The sequence below is a fragment of the Bacillus sp. AR4-2 genome (assembly GCF_008274865.1).
GTDB lineage: Bacteria > Bacillota > Bacilli > Bacillales > Bacillaceae_G > Bacillus_A > Bacillus_A cereus.
Map to the genome: position 1 here is coordinate 4992985 of NZ_CP031062.1, position 17116 is coordinate 5010100.

Sequence of the window (17116 nt, forward strand, 5' to 3'; positions counted from 1 at the left end):
CTCACTTCAGAGAGAGACGCTGTCTATTCCATATCTCGATTATTCCGCTATTTGATATATTTTGGTTTGTTCTTCTAACCGGCTGTCCTTCTATTTCTTTCTCATTCTTCGCAAACATCGTTGGTACGCCAAACGACACTTTTTCTAAAATATGCCCCGCTTCTTCTGATAAACAATAATCAATAAATAAATCCGCAATAATACCACTCGGTGCACGTTTTAGTTTCGAAATCGCATTAACAGATAACCCTGTTTGCTCAGGTTCGTTACTTAAAATCGGAAAACCTTGTTTTTGAAGCATTCTCTGATCTCCCATAAAGTTGATGCCTATCATATATTCACCGCTCGCAACAAGTTCTGCTGGGATGTAACCATTCACTGTTACTTCTCCAACTTGTTCCGCCAGATTCTTCACATATTCCTTCGCTTCCTCTTCACCTAACGTATCAATCAGTGATTGAAAAAACGTATATGCTGTACCTGAAACATTTGGATCGGGCATGACAATCTTTCCTTTATATACTGGATTCAATAAATCTTTCCATCTTAACGGATACGAGAGACCGAGCGGCGCTATTTCCTCGTTCCACCGCTCTTTATTAATCGCAATTGCCAGCTTCTCCACTTCATAACCGTACCAATAACCATCTTTATCTTTAACAGTTTTTGAAATACGATTTGCATGTTGGCTTATCACAGGAATAGAAAGATTTTTTTGCTTCATCATTTGATGCGCATCTACTGTACCGCCAATAATAATATCCGCCTTCGGATTTCCGGCTTCTTCTTCCACTCTACGAAGAAGTTCTTCTGTTGAAAGACGAATAAATTCATACGTACATCCGCGCGGCTTACAAAATGATGAAAGTAACGCTTCACCAACTTCCTCACGAGCCGCTACATACGCAACAATATGACGATCATCCAAAATAGGGAGACCATTTTTACTATATTTAATAGAGGTTGTATCTCGAGAGCAACTAGACATCGCTCCTCCAATTACTAGCAAAAAGAAGAAAAAGGCTATCTTTCTCATGACGCATTCTCCTTTACGAATAACTCTGCTAGAGAGCTTTTCATATACATGACATTTCCGTTATTATCACCGAGATATTGCACAACAAAGTACGATGGATACACAGAAATCGTAAGAATATCTTCACGATCATTCTTTACACGCTTACCTGTTTTATAAGCTGTAATATAAGCAATCGGTTCATTCTGCGATTGTAATAACTTCTGAATTTCTCCGTAATCTGTAATTTGCTTTGCGTATCGAATAGAATCAAGTATGTGCGTAAGATTGATAGTACGTACCACATCACCTTGACGTACTACGATATCCTTTGCTGAAGCAAAGAAATCACTAATACGCTCTGGTGTGTAATACAGGCTTAATAAATACGTTTGAAGTGCTGAAATCATCGGATCCATGCCATTCTTTCCGTATACATTTTCCCCATACTGGAACAAGTCACCCACTGCAAAAGTACGCTTATGTCCATTCAAGTACGTTACTTCTCCAGTAAATACTTGTTCTTGGCTCTTAACGCCCTCAGGCTCTATTCGAATTCGGTCAAAGAATGAAACAATCGTATGCAAACGAACTTCATCCGTTACAACAATTTCTCCCCACTTTTCATGTCTTACTTTCACTTCAATTGGAAGAGATTCATTCACCCTTTGTAAAACGGCTTGTTTATCATTTACAATGTTGATTCGATTATAGATTTGCTTCTCCATAACATAAAACAAAACAAGAGAAACAATTATACAAATGACAAACATAAGAATTTGAAATGATAGCCTTTTCATTTCTGCCTACCTCCAAGATAAAAAAACGTTGTTTCGAAAATACCGCATAATTGTTTCATAAATGTATCATTTAACCGCTTTCAAGTTTTTTATGTCTTCCATCCTTCTCGGAAGCAAAAATGTAATGAATATTGTAGTACCTATTTCTTCACTACTCTCAATCCGCATGCTTCCGCCCTGCTTACTCATAATCTCCTGACAAATATACAAACCATAACCATTCCCGTAACTAGAAGGAAGTGCCTTTCCTTTCGGAGACTCATTCCACTCTGCAAGCACCACTTCATCTATACCAATCCCATCATCATGAACAAAAACCTTCGCCTCATGCTCATTTACAATTACATTCATACGAATGTGCGAAGCATCACTATACTTAATTGCATTATCAAGCACATTTAAGAAAATTTGCTTCGTCTTATCAAAATCCGCAACAACATGTACATCCGTTAACTCATTTATCACTTCAATTTCAAACTGATTTAGGCGAGGTTTCACAATTGAAATTGCTTCCTCTGCCAATTCCTTTATGTTCACAACTGTAGGTGACACTTCAAACGTACTCGTTCCATATTTCGAGGACTTAAGCAGCTCCTCTACAAGTGATAATAAACGCTCACTTTCCACAGCCACATAACGGAGACTTTCCTGTACATCTTCTTTCGATTGTAACTTCGGAATTAAATCAACATAACCGATAATTGCCGTTAGCGGTGTTTTTAGCTCATGCGTAATGCGGTCTAGGAAATCTTTCTGCTTCTCTTTCTCCTCCTGCAATTGCTTAATATGCAGCTCAATTCCATCGGCCATCGCGTTAAAAGATGCTGAAAGCTGAGCGATTTCTACGTACTCATTTAACTCAATCTTACTCTTATAATCACCATTCGCGAGCCTCTGTGCCATTTGTCTCAATTGATCAATTGGTTTATGAAGAGACTTCGCCAAACGAATCGCAAAGAAAATACCGGTAGCTACTAGGCAAAGAGATGTCATTAAGAACGTCCAGCTCACATTTGTTAAAACTTCCTTCTCACCCGTTAACTCATTTATAAAACGAATACTTCCAATGACATCGTTTCCATAATAAACCGGGCTTGAAAACAAAAGAATAGGAGCTGGATCCGCCTCCTCAAAAACGTAAGACTTCTTCCCCTTCAAAGAACTCTCAATGTCGATGTTACGGTGAAGCAATGCTCCTTTTTGTGTATCTGCAACAACATCGCCATTCTTCCCGATCATCTGCACACGGACATCCATACGCTTCGCTAAATACGACGCAATTAAAAGTGAATTCGGACCAAGCGTATCTACTTCTGCTTCCTTCTCTAAATAATTCATCGTATAAATTTGTGCTTCTACACTTAACTTTTCTAAAGAATCTGCTGCGTTATGATACATATTCTTTTCTAACGTAATATAAACAACTGCATATAAAAGAACAAAAATCGGAATTAACAGCCCAACTATTCCAAACACCATATTTCGTTTTAAAGACATACCATCACCACTTAACAATCCAGTTTATAGCCAACGCCATAAATTGTCTTAATATATTCTCCGCTCGTCCCAAGCTTCTTGCGAAGTCTCTGCACCATAATATCAACTGCTCTCGTATTTCCGATATACTCAAATCCCCATACTTTCTCAAGTAACTCATCCCTCATAAACACACGCTGCGGATTTGAAACAAATAACTGACATAAATTAAACTCTCGGTACGTTAACTGAATCTCTTGTCCACTCACATGTACCTTTCTTTCCTTAGGACAAACCACTATCTCTCCAGCCTCAATTACTTCATGACTTACAGCAGCCTCCGCCTTCTTTACACGCCGCGCCATATTCTTAACCCGAAGAATAAGCTCCGCATAATTAAACGGCTTCGTCACATAATCATCAGCACCAAGCTGCAAGCCAAGCAACTTATCATTCATCTGACTCTTTGCCGTTAACATAAGCACCGGAATATCCCTATCCCTCTCACGGAACAAACGAAGCAACTCATACCCATCCGTATCCGGAAGCATAACATCCAAAATCAATACATCCGGCCCTTCATTCCATCTCTCTAAAGCTTCTCTCCCATCAGCCGCTGCCAATACTTCATAACCTTCCATCTCCAACTGCATCCGAATCAAATTACGAATACTCGATTCATCATCAACCACAAGTATTTTCATCATTCTCCTCCTTCCACCAGGTATTATAGTACAGTTTAGTATAGCAAAAATCCTATAAAAAAAGAGAGGGTATTGTCGAACATATTTTGTCGACGATACCCTCTCCCCTTTTATTATTTAGCTACAAAATAATCCGTTACATATTGTGCCCAAACTTCATGACCTTTAGCAGTTGGGAAACCAAACTCTTCTTTTAAGTATGGTAGGATAGCCTTTGTCGATGCATCCGGCCATGCTCCCCAATGATCAATATATGTATAATTATTTTGCGCCGCAAATTGTTTTAATGCTTCAATTGCTTTCGGATAATTCTTCGCACCATACACTGGATTTGATGGTTGAATCATAATCGTAGCACCCTTTGCACTAGTAGAAAGTGCTTGAACGAACTTCTGTGTATTTGCGACAGAGTTCCCATTACCAGTTTTACCGTTATCAGTAATAAATGGTGGCTCAAATAAAATCACATCTGGATTCTCTTTCGCAATCTCTTTATCACGCTTATTCGCAATTAACTCTTCTGTGCTTTCACCCTTATATTCCTTTACAGTCACATTCCATAAACCTTTACCGTAAGCAGTTTCTAAATTAGACGTTAACTTAGCTGCCCAAGCACCTTTTTCAGATGAAGAACCTTCATCACCAACAATAATAAGGTTTACTGCCTTTTTATCCTGGGCAGCTTTCTTTAACTTCTCTTTCACTGCATCTGGCAAGTTCTTCGCGTATGCCTCATTAAAAGATGACTTCGCATCTTGTTTTTTCTCTTCCTTTTTCTCTTCTTTCTTCGCTCCGCTATCTTTCACTTCAGCCTTTGTTTTCGTTACTTCACTCGTTTGTCCTGTTGCATTTGCAACTTTCTTATTCCAGTACAATTTACCGCCCACAATCGAAGCAACAAACAATACAAAAACAACAAGGACAAGTACTGCTTTCTTATTCATCGATTCACCTCATCTATTAATCTCACAATATATAATACTAATATAAATCCATGCAAAAATAAACCCAACTCCTTCCAAAGGAGTTGGGTTATTACATATTATTTAGTCACTTCAAGATGCGCTCTTAATTTATTCGTTAAATCTTGTTTTGCAGCATCTGGAACATAGTAGTACCAAATACCATCAGCTGCTATGTGACCGTCACCTGAGATTTGGATATCTTCACTATTCTGCAGACAATCTTTATAATTCTTTTGCATATCAAACATTTGATCTTGCGTTAAGTTTGTTTTCACGTTCTTTTGAATTGCTGTTAACACATCACCATAGCTCGATAAAGAAGAGAAGCTTGCACCTTTCTTAATAACAGCCTGCATCACTTGACGTTGACGCATTTGACGACCGAAGTCACCTCGTGGGTCTGCTTTACGCATACGTGTGAATGCTAAAGCTTCATCACCTGTTAAGTGTATATTTCCCTTGACGAAATGGTGCTTATCTTGTGTAAATTCTAAATCATTATTTACATCTACACCTCCAACTGCATCTACAATATCTTTAAACCCTTCCATGTTCACTTCAATATAATAGTTAATAGGAATGTTCAAGAATTTTTCCACTGTCGCTACAGACATGTCTACGCCACCAAATGCATAAGCATGATTAATTTTATCACTTTTCCCTTTTCCAACGATTTCTGTATATGTATCACGAGGGATACTTACTGTTTTCATTGAATTATTTTTAGGGTTTAATGTGATGACCATTAAAGAATCTGAACGTCCTTTGTCTTCACCACGTTCATCCGCCCCTAATAATAGGATTGAAACTGGTGCTGATTTACTGATTTTTTCTTCTTGTTTATTACCTTCATCACGCTTTAATGGTTTATGAACTTCATCTAATGTTTTTGAGACTTTTGAGTACACATTATAAGCATATACTCCACCACCTATAATCATTACCCCTATAATCCCTAGTATCCATAATAGGATTTTCTTTTTCATTGCTATAGACCTCTTCTTTCATTTATTCTGAATAAATGCTCAGATAATACTAAAACTAAATTAGTCTATTATACTAAGAATGGAATTCTATAACTAGTATATTCTCTGCTTAGTAACCAAGCTTTTAATCATGTTACTTTATAATAATCTACATACCAATTAGCAAATTCTTGCAAACCTTTTTCAATAGATGTCTCAGGTTTAAAATCTACAGCTTTCTGCAATAAATCAGTTGATGCATAAGTAGCTGGTACATCTCCGGGTTTAATAGGCTCAAATACTTTTTCAAATACAACTTCTCTTCCTAAAGCTTTCCCTAACGCTTTCTCTAATGTCTCAATAAATACCATTAACTTTTCAGGATTGTTATTCCCTATATTAAACACTTTATGCTCCACATCACCTTTAGGCGGATTACTTAAAAGACGTTGGATTCCTTCAACAATATCATCTATATAAGTAAAATCACGATATAAGTCATTTTCAAAATCACCATTATTAAATATATTAATTGGTTCCCCAGCGAAATATTTATCAGCAAATCCAAAGTACGCCATGTCCGGACGTCCCATAGGACCGTATACCGTAAAGAAGCGAAGTCCGGTAGCTGGAATCTTATACAAGTGACTATATGTATGAGCCATAAGTTCATTTGATTTCTTAGTAGATGCATAAAGTGATACCGGATTGTCTACAAAATCTGTTTCCTCAAATGGAACCTTTTTATTAGCACCATAAACAGAACTTGATGATGCATATACAAGATGATCTACTGGATAATGTCTACACGCTTCTAGGATATTATAAAAACCGATAACATTACTTTGAATATATACATCTGGATTTTCAATAGAATACCTTACACCTGCTTGTGCAGCTAAGTTTACAACAATATTAGGCTTGTACTCTTTAAAAATCTGAGTAATTATATCCTTATCAGAAATATCACCTTTAATAAAAGTAAATTTCTCACATGGCTTAAGTTGCTCTAAACGAGCATATTTAAGATTCACATCATAATAATCATTTACATTATCAATACCTATTACTTTGCAACCTTGTTCTAGCAATCTTTTAGATAAGAAGTATCCTACAAAACCTGCTACTCCAGTAACAAGATATACTTTACCATTATCTAGAGGCTTGTAATTCAATATTATCCGACTCCCTCATACGTTTTCTACTCGTAGCTTTTCTTCCGATAGAATGATACTCTATACCTATTTCTTGCATAGCTTGAACATCATATATGTTTCTTCCATCATAAACTAGAGGTGTTCTCATCAACTTTTTATACATTTCTGGAGTTAATGCCTTAACTTCTCCCCATTCTGTAAAGATAAAGCAAACATTTGCATCTTCTAATGCCTGTTCAATATTTGTAACGTATGTGATATTTCCATTTTTATTTTTTCCCTCTGGGTACACTTTTGCAAAATTATTTGCACCGACTGGATCAAATGCATAAATATCAGCACCTTGCTCTAACAATAGAGGAATATTTTCAAGAGATGCAGCTTCTCTTAAATCATCTGTACCAGGTTTAAATGTTAAACCTAACACTGCTACTTTAAGACCGTTAAAAGTAATTAACCTTCGACTTGCTTTTTTGTATAATAAAGTCTTTTGATCTTTGTTCACATCAATTGCAGCCTTTACTGTTCTTAACTCATAACCATTTTGTCTAGCTAAATATTCTAATGCTTTCGTATCTTTAGGGAAGCATGATCCTCCAAAACCGATACCTGCATTTAAAAACTTACTTCCAATACGCTCATCAAAGCTCATACCCTTTGCAACATCTTGAATATCCGCTCCGACCAATTCACAAAGATTTGCAATATCATTCATGTAAGAAATTTTAAGAGCTAGGAAATCATTAGATGCATATTTAATCATTTCAGCTGAACGTCTGTTTACTGAAACAATAGGTAAATGAAATGGCTTATAAAGATTCGTTAATACCTCTTCTGCCCATTTACTTTCTGTGCCTATAACAATTCTTTCTGCATATAAAGTGTCATGAACAGCAGAACCTTGTGCTAAAAACTCTGGGTTCGATGCCACTTCTACCTTGACATCGTTAACTAAAAAGTCTTGAATAAACTGCTCCACCTTATCATTTGTTCCAATTGGAACAGTTGATTTTACAACAACAAGACAATCTTTTTCCACACTTTCAGCAATTTGTTTTGCTACAGTTGCAATATATGAAAGGTTTGCAGAACCATCATTTTGTTCTGGAGTACCAACCCCAATAAAAATTGCGTCTGCATCTTTGTATGCTGATTTGTAATCTATTGTATAATCAATTCTTCCAGCAGCATAATTTTTCTGCATTAAACCTTCTAAATCCGCCTCGTAAATTGGTGAGATACCAGATTTCATTAGCTCTACCTTTTTTTCATCAATATCAACGCAAGTTACTTGATGTCCAACTTCGGCAAAACATACACCAGCTACTAATCCAACGTATCCTGTTCCAGCTACTGCTATTTTATACATAACTATATCCTCCCTTTTCTTGTTTAGGGATAATTAATCATTAATACATTCCTTATAAGTTCTTTCAATTTATACGCTTATACTGATTCCCTCTAATCTTTCCTAATATACTTCCAAAGGGCCAACAACTAACAGTTAATACTTTCAAAATAATATCTTTTTCAGCTATAACCTTTTTCAGAGGGATTCCTGCCCTTTGAGCGGCATAGGTCATTCTAATTGCACCCAATAATATTTTTTTAGGTGCATACCTAAAGTACCTTATCGTAGTTTGAAGAAGCTTTTCTTCACACAAAAATACTCCTAACGGATGTCTTTCTGTTGTAAAAGGTATACTTAATGAATCCGTACTGTTTAAATAATATGTTCTTAAAGCCTCATTAACATATAAAGTTTTATAATTCTCTGCAATCTGAAACCAAAAATAATTTTCTGAAATAAATTTCACATTTGGAAGATCAACTAGTAAATATTTCTTTAATATATCTGTCTTTAATATCCCCCACTTTTCTCCTTGAACATTATGGACGTACTCTATTTCAATATTATTAGAAATCATCGGTGAATTAGGATATAAATCCCCGACTATATTTCCAGAATTCTCATATTTACACAAACATGATACACCACTAAAAAGAGATCTTTCATTTTTGTTTATACCATCATAATACTTTAAAAATGTCTCAATCGTATTATTTTCAAATTCATCATCACTATCTGCAATTAGAAACAATTCACCGTTCGCGTACTTAACACCCTCTATAAGAGCCGTATGCTTCCCGCCATTTTCTTTCTTATAATAATTAATTTTAAATGCTGCCTCTTCCATATATCCTCTAACTACCTCTTGAGTATTATCAGTTGAGCCATCATCTACTATAATCCATTCAAAACACATAACATTTTGTTTGGATAAACTATTATATACTCTATATAAAGTATGAGCTCTATTATAGGTTGGGGTAAAAACAGTTACTCTTATCATAATCTATTACCTCTCCTTATTTAATTTTCCAGTACTTAAAATAGAGTAATACATTGTAATTACATAAACAATTGCACTGACTATTTGCGCAAAAATCAATCCATTTACTTCGTACATTGGAATTAGAATACCTGAAAAAATTATTAATATTACCCCTGTTATCATAGCCCCGTTTCTTAATAATTTCCCATTCCCTTTAGAACTAATGAGCCTATTAAAATAATCTCCTATTCCCATCATTGTATAATAAAAGACAAGAATATTTGCATATGATATTGCCTTAACATATTTTTCTGAAATAAAAGCATTTAAAATGTTGTTTAAAAAAATATAGTATATAAATAGTACAACACTCGTTATTACTATAGTTACCAACAGTTCTTTCTTATTAATATGATCAGCATTAACATTTTTTTTAAATTGAACCGTTCCCATTGAAGCTGCTACCAAAGTCATTGGTGCTGCAAAACTAACACCTAATGAATAGAATGCATATTCTTCTAATCCACTTAATTCAGCCACTAGTAAACCTAAAAACTGAGCAATAGTGACACTAAATAATGACCCAAAATATAATTGTAAACCAAATTTAGAATTGGCTTGGACCATTTTTTTTAATTCTTTTCTTATATTAAATGTTATTCCTTGTTCAACTAGAAAATAAATTAAAACTACTAGATTAGATAAAATAAAAACGGCTACTGCTAAATTTATTTCAAGCAACTGTTTCTTCATCATTATAATAAGGAAAAAAATCATAATAAATAATTGTGGTAAAACAGTCATAATTGAAAAACTTACTATTCTATTTTCACCCTGTAGTTTTTGTTGAATATAGTATTGAAACATAATAACACCTGTAAATAACGAAGCAACCATAAAGTGATTTGGTAGGTTATTTCCTGTAGCCATATGATAAAATTTAGACATCAATAATACAATAAATAAAGATACCAATGACAACCCAATAATCACCATAATCCCAGTAGAATTTAATCTTTTTTTCTCTTCTCTGGTATCTAACATCGCAAATTGTCGACCTAACGTATAATGAAAACCCAATATTGAAAAGCTTGCAAGCATTAATAGAGAACTAACAAACGCCTTATAAAATCCATATGACGTTGTAATCATAATATTAGTTCCAATTATATTAATAAAAAAACCTAAACCCATAGATAATATATTGGCTCCAAGAACTATAGTGTACTGCTTAGAACTTTTATTTACTAGCTTCACTCCGTTTAACCCTCCGTCTAGTTAAAATATAAGCGATTGACACAAAAATGGTGCCAAACAGCGATGCTCTAGATTGAAAAATTTGTGCATTAGCCGGAAGATATAGCGCCATAATAAATAACTGCGTTAACAATGCTAAACTAAATACATCCTGAAATTTTTTAAACCTTTTTTCAACGCTTGCTAAAACCCATCCATATATCATCATGATAATTGGTAACCCAAAAAATGTTACAGCTGAAGCAAACCAAGTAAATGCTGATGGCCAATATATTCCATTAGGCCATCCATATACCTGCTCAATCATCGCTGGATATGTTTGCGTTTGAAGACTAGTTCCTAAATATTGATCAGCATATTCAATTAAAGCACGTGAAAACCCTAGCCCATAAGTATTATTAAAAGGTAATTCTAACGCATATGCTAATCCTGTATAACCATGTGATACATATACTCCTATTTTATCAATTAATGATGTTATTGCAGTATTTCCAAAAATAGTGTCATAAAAAGTGAAATTCCTAACATCTGCAAAACTACCGTATGGATTAAACGCTTTAGAATAACTAATATTTGTAGCAGAATCACGCATCATTTGTATTATATAAAACATCGAAAAAAACAGCGTAACCGTTAACATTATCTTCCACTTTTTATTAATTTTTCTCAAATGCCCAAAACTATTTAGTCTATATTTTTTCTGAATAAGCATACACAATATAAATACAAGTGTAATATCTCCTATATTTTTACTTATCCCCATATTTAAAGATACTAGTGAATCTACGAGTATTGTAATAAACAGTAATAATTTTCCTCGCCACGTTAACTGTTTAAAGAAATAGAATCCAATGGGATATGCATACAACGTAAGACCCCATAGCAACGTTCGAATTTGCATAGAAAAAACTTTATTATTACCAGTTGAAAAATCTAATCTTTCATAATAGTTCTGACCAATATTTGAAAAAGCATCAAATACATCAAATTTCCCCAGAACCGTTTGTACCCACATTACTTGAAAAAAAATGATAGATATACAACTAACTATGAATAATATGTTAGTATTCTTACTAAATGAAATTTTTTCATATTTATATTTAATGTCCATTTTGTTTCTCGTATTACTATTGACTCTTGGTATTCCCATCTTCAAAATATATCCAATATTTAGCGAAATAATAATTATTATAAAATAAAAGATGAGTTTAGGATCTGATGGAATATTCCAACTGTATCTCCCTGTAAAATAGTATATTATGGTAAATATTAAATATAAATTAACATATTTTAATATCTTATTTCCTTGTATCATTTTATTATTCCTCGCTATTTATTTTAAATCCTCAAAATTTTAAATTACAAGTCTAACATTTTTTTACACATTTCTTCTGCTCCAAAGTTTTTTATTGCGAATTCTCTTCCATTTCTACCTACAATTAAGGCCTTCTCATAGTTCTCAATTACATCTATTATTTTTTGTGCAAAGGCCTCTGTATCATTTGGCTTTACTACAAATGCATTTTGATTATCCTCTAAATATCTGCCTATATCACCAGTATTAGTCACTACTGTAGGTGACCCTGAAAGTAAATATTCCCCCAACTTAATAGGAAATCCAGCTTTAGAGTACTCAGCATCAATACGAGGAAGAAGCATAATCCCTCCCTTTCCTATAATCCCAGGGATTTCATTGGACTCAATAGCTCCTGTCCAATCGATTTCTAAATTTAAATCTCGATCTTTCCCTTTTATTTCCTTTTCTAATTCATCAGATATAAACCTACCTACTATTTTCAATTTCCAATCCTTATGCTGTTTATGCGCAATTGAAAAGGCATCAAGTAATTGATGTAATTCTTGTCGATAATTTAAGGTCCCCACGTAAATTAAAGTTTTATCTTTGGGAAATAACTTAATCCCTTCATACATCCCTTCATCAACGATAATAGGTAGCACATTAATATTTTTATTTTTAAAAAAATCCAACATTTGTTCTCTTAGATACGTAGATATTACAATCATAGATGAAAATAAATTATATATATACCTTTCCTTTATTTTCCAAATTTTACTCTTTGTTCTTTGAGTATCGGAGAAACTAGATTCTGTCTTAATTCCAATACATTTTATGCCTAACAAAGAACATACTATCTGGATCATTAACGTTGAAATAAAATAGTCCGGAGAGTAAAAAAACAACCTATCTATAATTTTTCTATTTTTAAAGAGATATTTTATTCCATTAAATACACCTATTAAATATAACCATTGCCTTACAATTACATTTGGATGTGTATATACTGTCCCACATAAATATTCAAATTCCACATTATTGTGTAATCCTTTAGATTGCGTATTCACCATAGTATTCTTTTCTCTTTGCTCTGAAGGCCTTAATAGTAAAATTGAGGTATTAAAGCCATTCTTTAAAAACCCACTAGCATATTTTCTCAAAATGCTCGAAGCACCAAACCCATTAGGGTATCCAGCTCTTGCAGTCATAATAATAACTTTTTTCATGTTAACTGCCAATCCTTCCGTTATATATAGTAGAAATCACTCCAAATAATTTAAAGTATCTAACAATAAATGTATTATTAATTCTAAACATACATATTTACTATTTATTAATAGACATCCTATCCTATCATCTAAATTCAACGTTAATATACCCTATTTAACTTGTAGCTGGTCCTCATTCAAATATACATCAATGAACGAATTAAATTCACTCCTACATCTAGCATATGTAAAATCCTGTGACCTTTGTAGTGATTTTTCGGCATAATAATTTACCTTATCCTGATTATTTATTAAGTCCAACATTGCCATCGCTAGTATTCTATCACCTTTATCATAAAATGAGCTATCCCAGTTTTCTTCAGATTCCAGTTCTGGAATAAGTACCCCGTAGTCTGCATAAGTAATTTCGTTAATATTACTTATTAAATCTGATTCGCTGATTAATATTTCTCGTGGACCTGACTGACAATCAGCTGCAATAACAGGGCACCCACAAGCCATTGCTTCTACTAAAGCATTTGGGAATCCCTCGAATAATGATGACAATACATATATTTTACTATTTCTTATAAATTTAAAAGGATTTTGATTATATCCGGTTAACAAAACACTTTCCTCAAGTCCCAAAGAAGTAATCATATTTTCTACACTGTTACCTTCATCTCTTCCTACAATAAGAAGTCTTGCTTCACTATCCTTATCATGCACTAATTTAAAGGCCTTCAGCAAATGCCAAAAGCCTTTTTGGTATGATTGACGCCCAACACTTACAAAAATTTTATCTGAAGACATAAAGTCTCTATATTCTTCTTCTATAGGTTCAAGAGATAATTTTTCTATCATTTTAACATCAAACGGGTTATAAATTGTTTTTATGTTCTTCTCATTTACTCTATAACTCTCTATTAGAAATTCTGTAATTTGCTTTGATACTGAAATTACTCCATCTGACTGTTTATACAGTTGTTTCATTATAATATTACTTATCTTAGTAATTCTTGAAGTTTGTTTTTCTTTACCTAAAAAATTTCGTACAGACACAATAGTCTTACAATCCTTATTTTTAGATAATATATTCACAAGATTCGGGCTATCCAGAAAACTTATTACTAAATCTAACTTTTCTTCTTTCTTAATTTTTCTTAGAATCCTCACTCTATTTAGTAACAAACTTATTTTTGAAAAAGCATTTCCCTTATTTGCTCCTACATTCATATTAATAAGTCTGCCACTATACTCATAATTTATGCTACTTGCATCAAAGAGAATAACATGTATGTTATAATCTTCTTTTAAAATAGTCGATAATCTCGATACAACTCTTTCAGCCCCCCCACCATTGAGGTTCGATATCAGAAGTCCAACATTTTTTTTCATCAATCTTTCTTATCTCCATTCTCTATAAAATTTATCCTTTTTATAAAATTTCATCATAAATACTAAACAGTTTCACCATAACCTTTTCAACTGTATAATTTTCTCTTACTTTATGTATGTTCCAATTCGACATTTTTGTTCTTATTTCAATATTTTTTAATTTTTCAATCGCTCGCACCATTCCATGCACATCTCCTACCGAAACAACTACTCCGCCACACTCTTCGATCATATCTGAATTCGCACCAACCCTAGTTGTTATTATCGGAATTCCACGTGCCATTGCTTCAGTGAGTGCCATTGAAAATCCTTCGCTACGTGTTGGAAATAAAAAAACATCTGCTGAATCTAATAAAGCTTGCACATCTTTTTGCTCTATAGCGCCTAATAATTTTACATTTTTGGATACTATTAAACCATCATTATTAGATTTCACTGGCCCTGCAAGAATAAATTGAATGTCTGGGTACATTTTGGAAATTTCAAAAATATCTTCAACACCTTTTGCTGGTTGAACGTGCCCTATAAATATTACCTTTTTAACTTCTTTATTTATTTCCTTCTTATTCTTTAGAATCCAATTTTCTTGGATAAAATTTGGGACTACTTGGCTTTCCACGCAACATGTTTCTTTAACATATTCTTTGGTATCTTTATTTAATACCAATACTTCACTTGCTAGCTTAACTGCTTTATTAAAAAAATGTATAGCTAATTTACTTTTCAATTGGTCTGCTGCATTACAATGTAAATGAAGAATAACTGGTATTTTTTTCTTTCTAATCAAATTAATAACTAGATAATCACGTATAATTCCTAATGAACCACATGAGCTATTAATATGAACAATATCCGCTTTGTTCATTTTTAAGTATCTAAATAGGGCTACAAATATATTCTTCATTCTAAATATTTCATCTAAAAGATTGCGCTTACTATTGATTTTTTTTGCACGTCTACCTGTTAAAGCCGTATTAATAATATCCACGAAGTGGCCACTTTTTTTACAATGTTCATTATATATTTTTGTCCAAGTTGATATCCCACCTTCTGGTGGTGGTAATGATGAAATAAGTAATATTCTCAACTTTATACCTCCTACTGATTCAAATGATTTCTTTGATTTTTCATACTATTCATTTGTATAAACTAAATCATATTCGATTAATCTATTTTCTAAAATATATAAAATTAAAGACTATACAAACTCTAAATTAATTTTAAAACTGCTTAATTAATGCGTAGAACCCATAATTAATATCGGGTTTTATACGTTTTTTGTCAGAATTATAAATTTATAACAAAAGAGAAATAACGGATATTACTTAGCCACCTTAAAATAAAGCATAGACTTAAGAAAATATCCGTTATTTTTGATTTGTCTTCAATTCAAAAGATCAAAAATTTAATATATTATTTGTCCCAAACAACCCTATTAATATAATCTGTATATGAGAGAATTATTCTAAGTACTTTATCTGACACATTTGGCATACTATAATCCCCTACCAGCCTTAATGTGTTTTTCTCTTGGGTTTCTAGTACTTCTAACCCTTGGATTATACGCTCTTTTCCTAAACCAACCATCATAACAGATGCTTCTTCCATTGCTTCTGGTCTTTCATGAGCTTGTCTAATATTGAGCGCCTTAAAGTTAAGAATCGAGGACTCTTCACTAATAGTACCACTATCGCTAAGAACTGTTTTTGATTTGATTTGAAGTTTCACATAATCATTGAATCCTAATGGTTTCAAGGTTCTTACTAACGAATTAAATTTAACTCCTTTCATATCAATCATATTTTTAGTCCTTGGATGTGTACTTACAATTACAGGCATATTATACTTTTCTGCAATTGCATTTAGGCTATCTACTAAATCGAAGAAATTAGTTTCCGAATTGATATTTTCTTCCCTATGAGTAGATACTACAAAATATTTATCCTCTTCTAGTCCTAATCTTTCTAATACATCTGAGTTCTCAATATCATCTTTCCTTGAATTTAAAACTTCAAACATTGGACTTCCTGTTTTAATAATCCTATCTGCTGACATTCCTTCTCGTAATAAATACTCCCTTGCTATATCACTGTATGTTAAATTAATATCTGCCGTGTGATCTACGATTTTTCTATTGGTTTCTTCAGGTACTCTTTGATCAAAACATCTATTCCCAGCTTCCATATGGAAAATTGGAATATGTCTCCTTTTAGCTGCAATAGCACATAAGCAACTATTTGTATCACCTAAAACTAAAAGTGCATCTGGTTTAACTTCCTCCATAATAGGGTCAATCTTCACCAATATATTTCCAATGGTTTCTACAGCAGTCCCAGTTGCCGCATTTAAAAAATAATCAGGTTTCTTTAATTTAAAATCAGTAAAAAACACTTCGTTTAACTCATAATCATAATTTTGTCCTGTATGAACAAGAATATGTTCCACTGCATTCGATTCTTCTAACTTGTTAATGACAGCTGATAATCTTATAATTTCAGGTCTTGTACCAACAACTGTCATAACTTTTAATTTTTTCAT

General features: G+C 33.2%; 15 protein-coding genes. All 15 read right to left on the minus strand.

Annotated elements, in window-relative coordinates; translation table 11 throughout:
- Window position 1 precedes the first annotated feature (1 nt).
- Complete coding sequence (locus DN399_RS25900; RefSeq protein WP_001225641.1) at window positions 2-1036, minus strand: ABC transporter substrate-binding protein; 1035 nt, start codon at window positions 1034-1036, stop codon at window positions 2-4.
- Window positions 1033-1815, minus strand: coding sequence for a DUF3919 family protein (locus tag DN399_RS25905; protein ID WP_149150056.1), 783 nt, complete (start codon window positions 1813-1815; stop codon window positions 1033-1035). The genes DN399_RS25900 and DN399_RS25905 overlap by 4 nt, the downstream gene beginning before the upstream one ends.
- Before the next feature lie 66 nt (window positions 1816-1881).
- Window positions 1882-3312: a HAMP domain-containing sensor histidine kinase gene (locus DN399_RS25910; RefSeq protein WP_149150057.1), complete on the minus strand. Its 1431-nt coding sequence runs from the start codon at window positions 3310-3312 to the stop codon at window positions 1882-1884.
- Window positions 3313-3323: 11 nt separating this feature from the next.
- Window positions 3324-3995 carry a response regulator transcription factor gene (locus tag DN399_RS25915; RefSeq protein ID WP_149150058.1) on the minus strand — a complete coding sequence of 224 codons (672 nt, stop codon included), beginning with the start codon at window positions 3993-3995 and terminating at the stop codon, window positions 3324-3326.
- Window positions 3996-4108: 113 nt separating this feature from the next.
- Window positions 4109-4939, minus strand: coding sequence for an SGNH/GDSL hydrolase family protein (locus DN399_RS25920; RefSeq protein WP_149150059.1), 831 nt, complete (start codon window positions 4937-4939; stop codon window positions 4109-4111).
- A gap of 98 nt (window positions 4940-5037) precedes the next feature.
- Window positions 5038-5946, minus strand: coding sequence for a polyisoprenyl-teichoic acid--peptidoglycan teichoic acid transferase TagU (gene tagU / locus DN399_RS25925; RefSeq protein ID WP_149150060.1), 909 nt, complete (start codon window positions 5944-5946; stop codon window positions 5038-5040).
- Window positions 5947-6074: 128 nt separating this feature from the next.
- Window positions 6075-7100 carry a GDP-mannose 4,6-dehydratase gene (locus DN399_RS25930; protein WP_149150061.1) on the minus strand — a complete coding sequence of 342 codons (1026 nt, stop codon included), beginning with the start codon at window positions 7098-7100 and terminating at the stop codon, window positions 6075-6077.
- Window positions 7078-8451, minus strand: a complete 1374-nt coding sequence (locus tag DN399_RS25935; protein ID WP_149150062.1) for a UDP-glucose dehydrogenase family protein — start codon at window positions 8449-8451, stop codon at window positions 7078-7080. Before DN399_RS25935 ends, DN399_RS25930 begins: the two co-directional genes overlap by 23 nt.
- A 64-nt stretch (window positions 8452-8515) precedes the next feature.
- The gene (locus DN399_RS25940) at window positions 8516-9436 is read right to left on the minus strand and encodes a glycosyltransferase family 2 protein (protein WP_098564859.1); all 921 of its coding nucleotides are present in this window, start codon (window positions 9434-9436) and stop codon (window positions 8516-8518) included.
- Window positions 9437-9442: 6 nt separating this feature from the next.
- Complete coding sequence (locus tag DN399_RS25945; RefSeq protein WP_149150063.1) at window positions 9443-10675, minus strand: lipopolysaccharide biosynthesis protein; 1233 nt, start codon at window positions 10673-10675, stop codon at window positions 9443-9445.
- The gene (locus DN399_RS25950; RefSeq protein ID WP_149150064.1) at window positions 10659-11786 is read right to left on the minus strand and encodes a hypothetical protein; all 1128 of its coding nucleotides are present in this window, start codon (window positions 11784-11786) and stop codon (window positions 10659-10661) included. The genes DN399_RS25945 and DN399_RS25950 overlap by 17 nt, the downstream gene beginning before the upstream one ends.
- Window positions 11787-12034: 248 nt before the next feature.
- A complete protein-coding gene (locus DN399_RS25955; RefSeq protein WP_149150065.1) occupies window positions 12035-13198 on the minus strand; it encodes a glycosyltransferase family 4 protein in 1164 nt (387 codons plus the stop codon).
- Window positions 13199-13351: 153 nt separating this feature from the next.
- Window positions 13352-14578: a glycosyltransferase gene (locus tag DN399_RS25960; protein WP_179953520.1), complete on the minus strand. Its 1227-nt coding sequence runs from the start codon at window positions 14576-14578 to the stop codon at window positions 13352-13354.
- A 40-nt stretch (window positions 14579-14618) separates the two neighbouring features.
- Window positions 14619-15665, minus strand: a complete 1047-nt coding sequence (locus tag DN399_RS25965; RefSeq protein ID WP_149150067.1) for a glycosyltransferase family 4 protein — start codon at window positions 15663-15665, stop codon at window positions 14619-14621.
- 326 nt (window positions 15666-15991) lie between these two features.
- Window positions 15992-17116: a non-hydrolyzing UDP-N-acetylglucosamine 2-epimerase gene (wecB, locus tag DN399_RS25970; protein WP_149150068.1), complete on the minus strand. Its 1125-nt coding sequence runs from the start codon at window positions 17114-17116 to the stop codon at window positions 15992-15994.

What these genes read in the sequence shown, in the direction of transcription:
- DN399_RS25920 (WP_149150059.1), bottom strand. Translation starts at nt 4,939, where the DNA reads ATGAATAAGAAAGCAGTACTTGTCCTTGTTGTTTTTGTATTGTTTGTT.
- DN399_RS25915 (WP_149150058.1), bottom strand. Translation starts at nt 3,995, where the DNA reads ATGAAAATACTTGTGGTTGATGATGAATCGAGTATTCGTAATTTGATT.
- DN399_RS25905 (WP_149150056.1), bottom strand. Translation starts at nt 1,815, where the DNA reads ATGAAAAGGCTATCATTTCAAATTCTTATGTTTGTCATTTGTATAATT.
- DN399_RS25935 (WP_149150062.1), bottom strand. Translation starts at nt 8,451, where the DNA reads ATGTATAAAATAGCAGTAGCTGGAACAGGATACGTTGGATTAGTAGCT.
- DN399_RS25900 (WP_001225641.1), bottom strand. Translation starts at nt 1,036, where the DNA reads ATGAGAAAGATAGCCTTTTTCTTCTTTTTGCTAGTAATTGGAGGAGCG.
- DN399_RS25960 (WP_179953520.1), bottom strand. Translation starts at nt 14,578, where the DNA reads ATGAAAAAAAATGTTGGACTTCTGATATCGAACCTCAATGGTGGGGGG.
- DN399_RS25950 (WP_149150064.1), bottom strand. Translation starts at nt 11,786, where the DNA reads ATGGACATTAAATATAAATATGAAAAAATTTCATTTAGTAAGAATACT.
- DN399_RS25955 (WP_149150065.1), bottom strand. Translation starts at nt 13,198, where the DNA reads ATGAAAAAAGTTATTATTATGACTGCAAGAGCTGGATACCCTAATGGG.
- DN399_RS25940 (WP_098564859.1), bottom strand. Translation starts at nt 9,436, where the DNA reads ATGATAAGAGTAACTGTTTTTACCCCAACCTATAATAGAGCTCATACT.
- tagU (WP_149150060.1), bottom strand. Translation starts at nt 5,946, where the DNA reads ATGAAAAAGAAAATCCTATTATGGATACTAGGGATTATAGGGGTAATG.
- DN399_RS25910 (WP_149150057.1), bottom strand. Translation starts at nt 3,312, where the DNA reads ATGTCTTTAAAACGAAATATGGTGTTTGGAATAGTTGGGCTGTTAATT.
- wecB (WP_149150068.1), bottom strand. Translation starts at nt 17,116, where the DNA reads ATGAAAAAATTAAAAGTTATGACAGTTGTTGGTACAAGACCTGAAATT.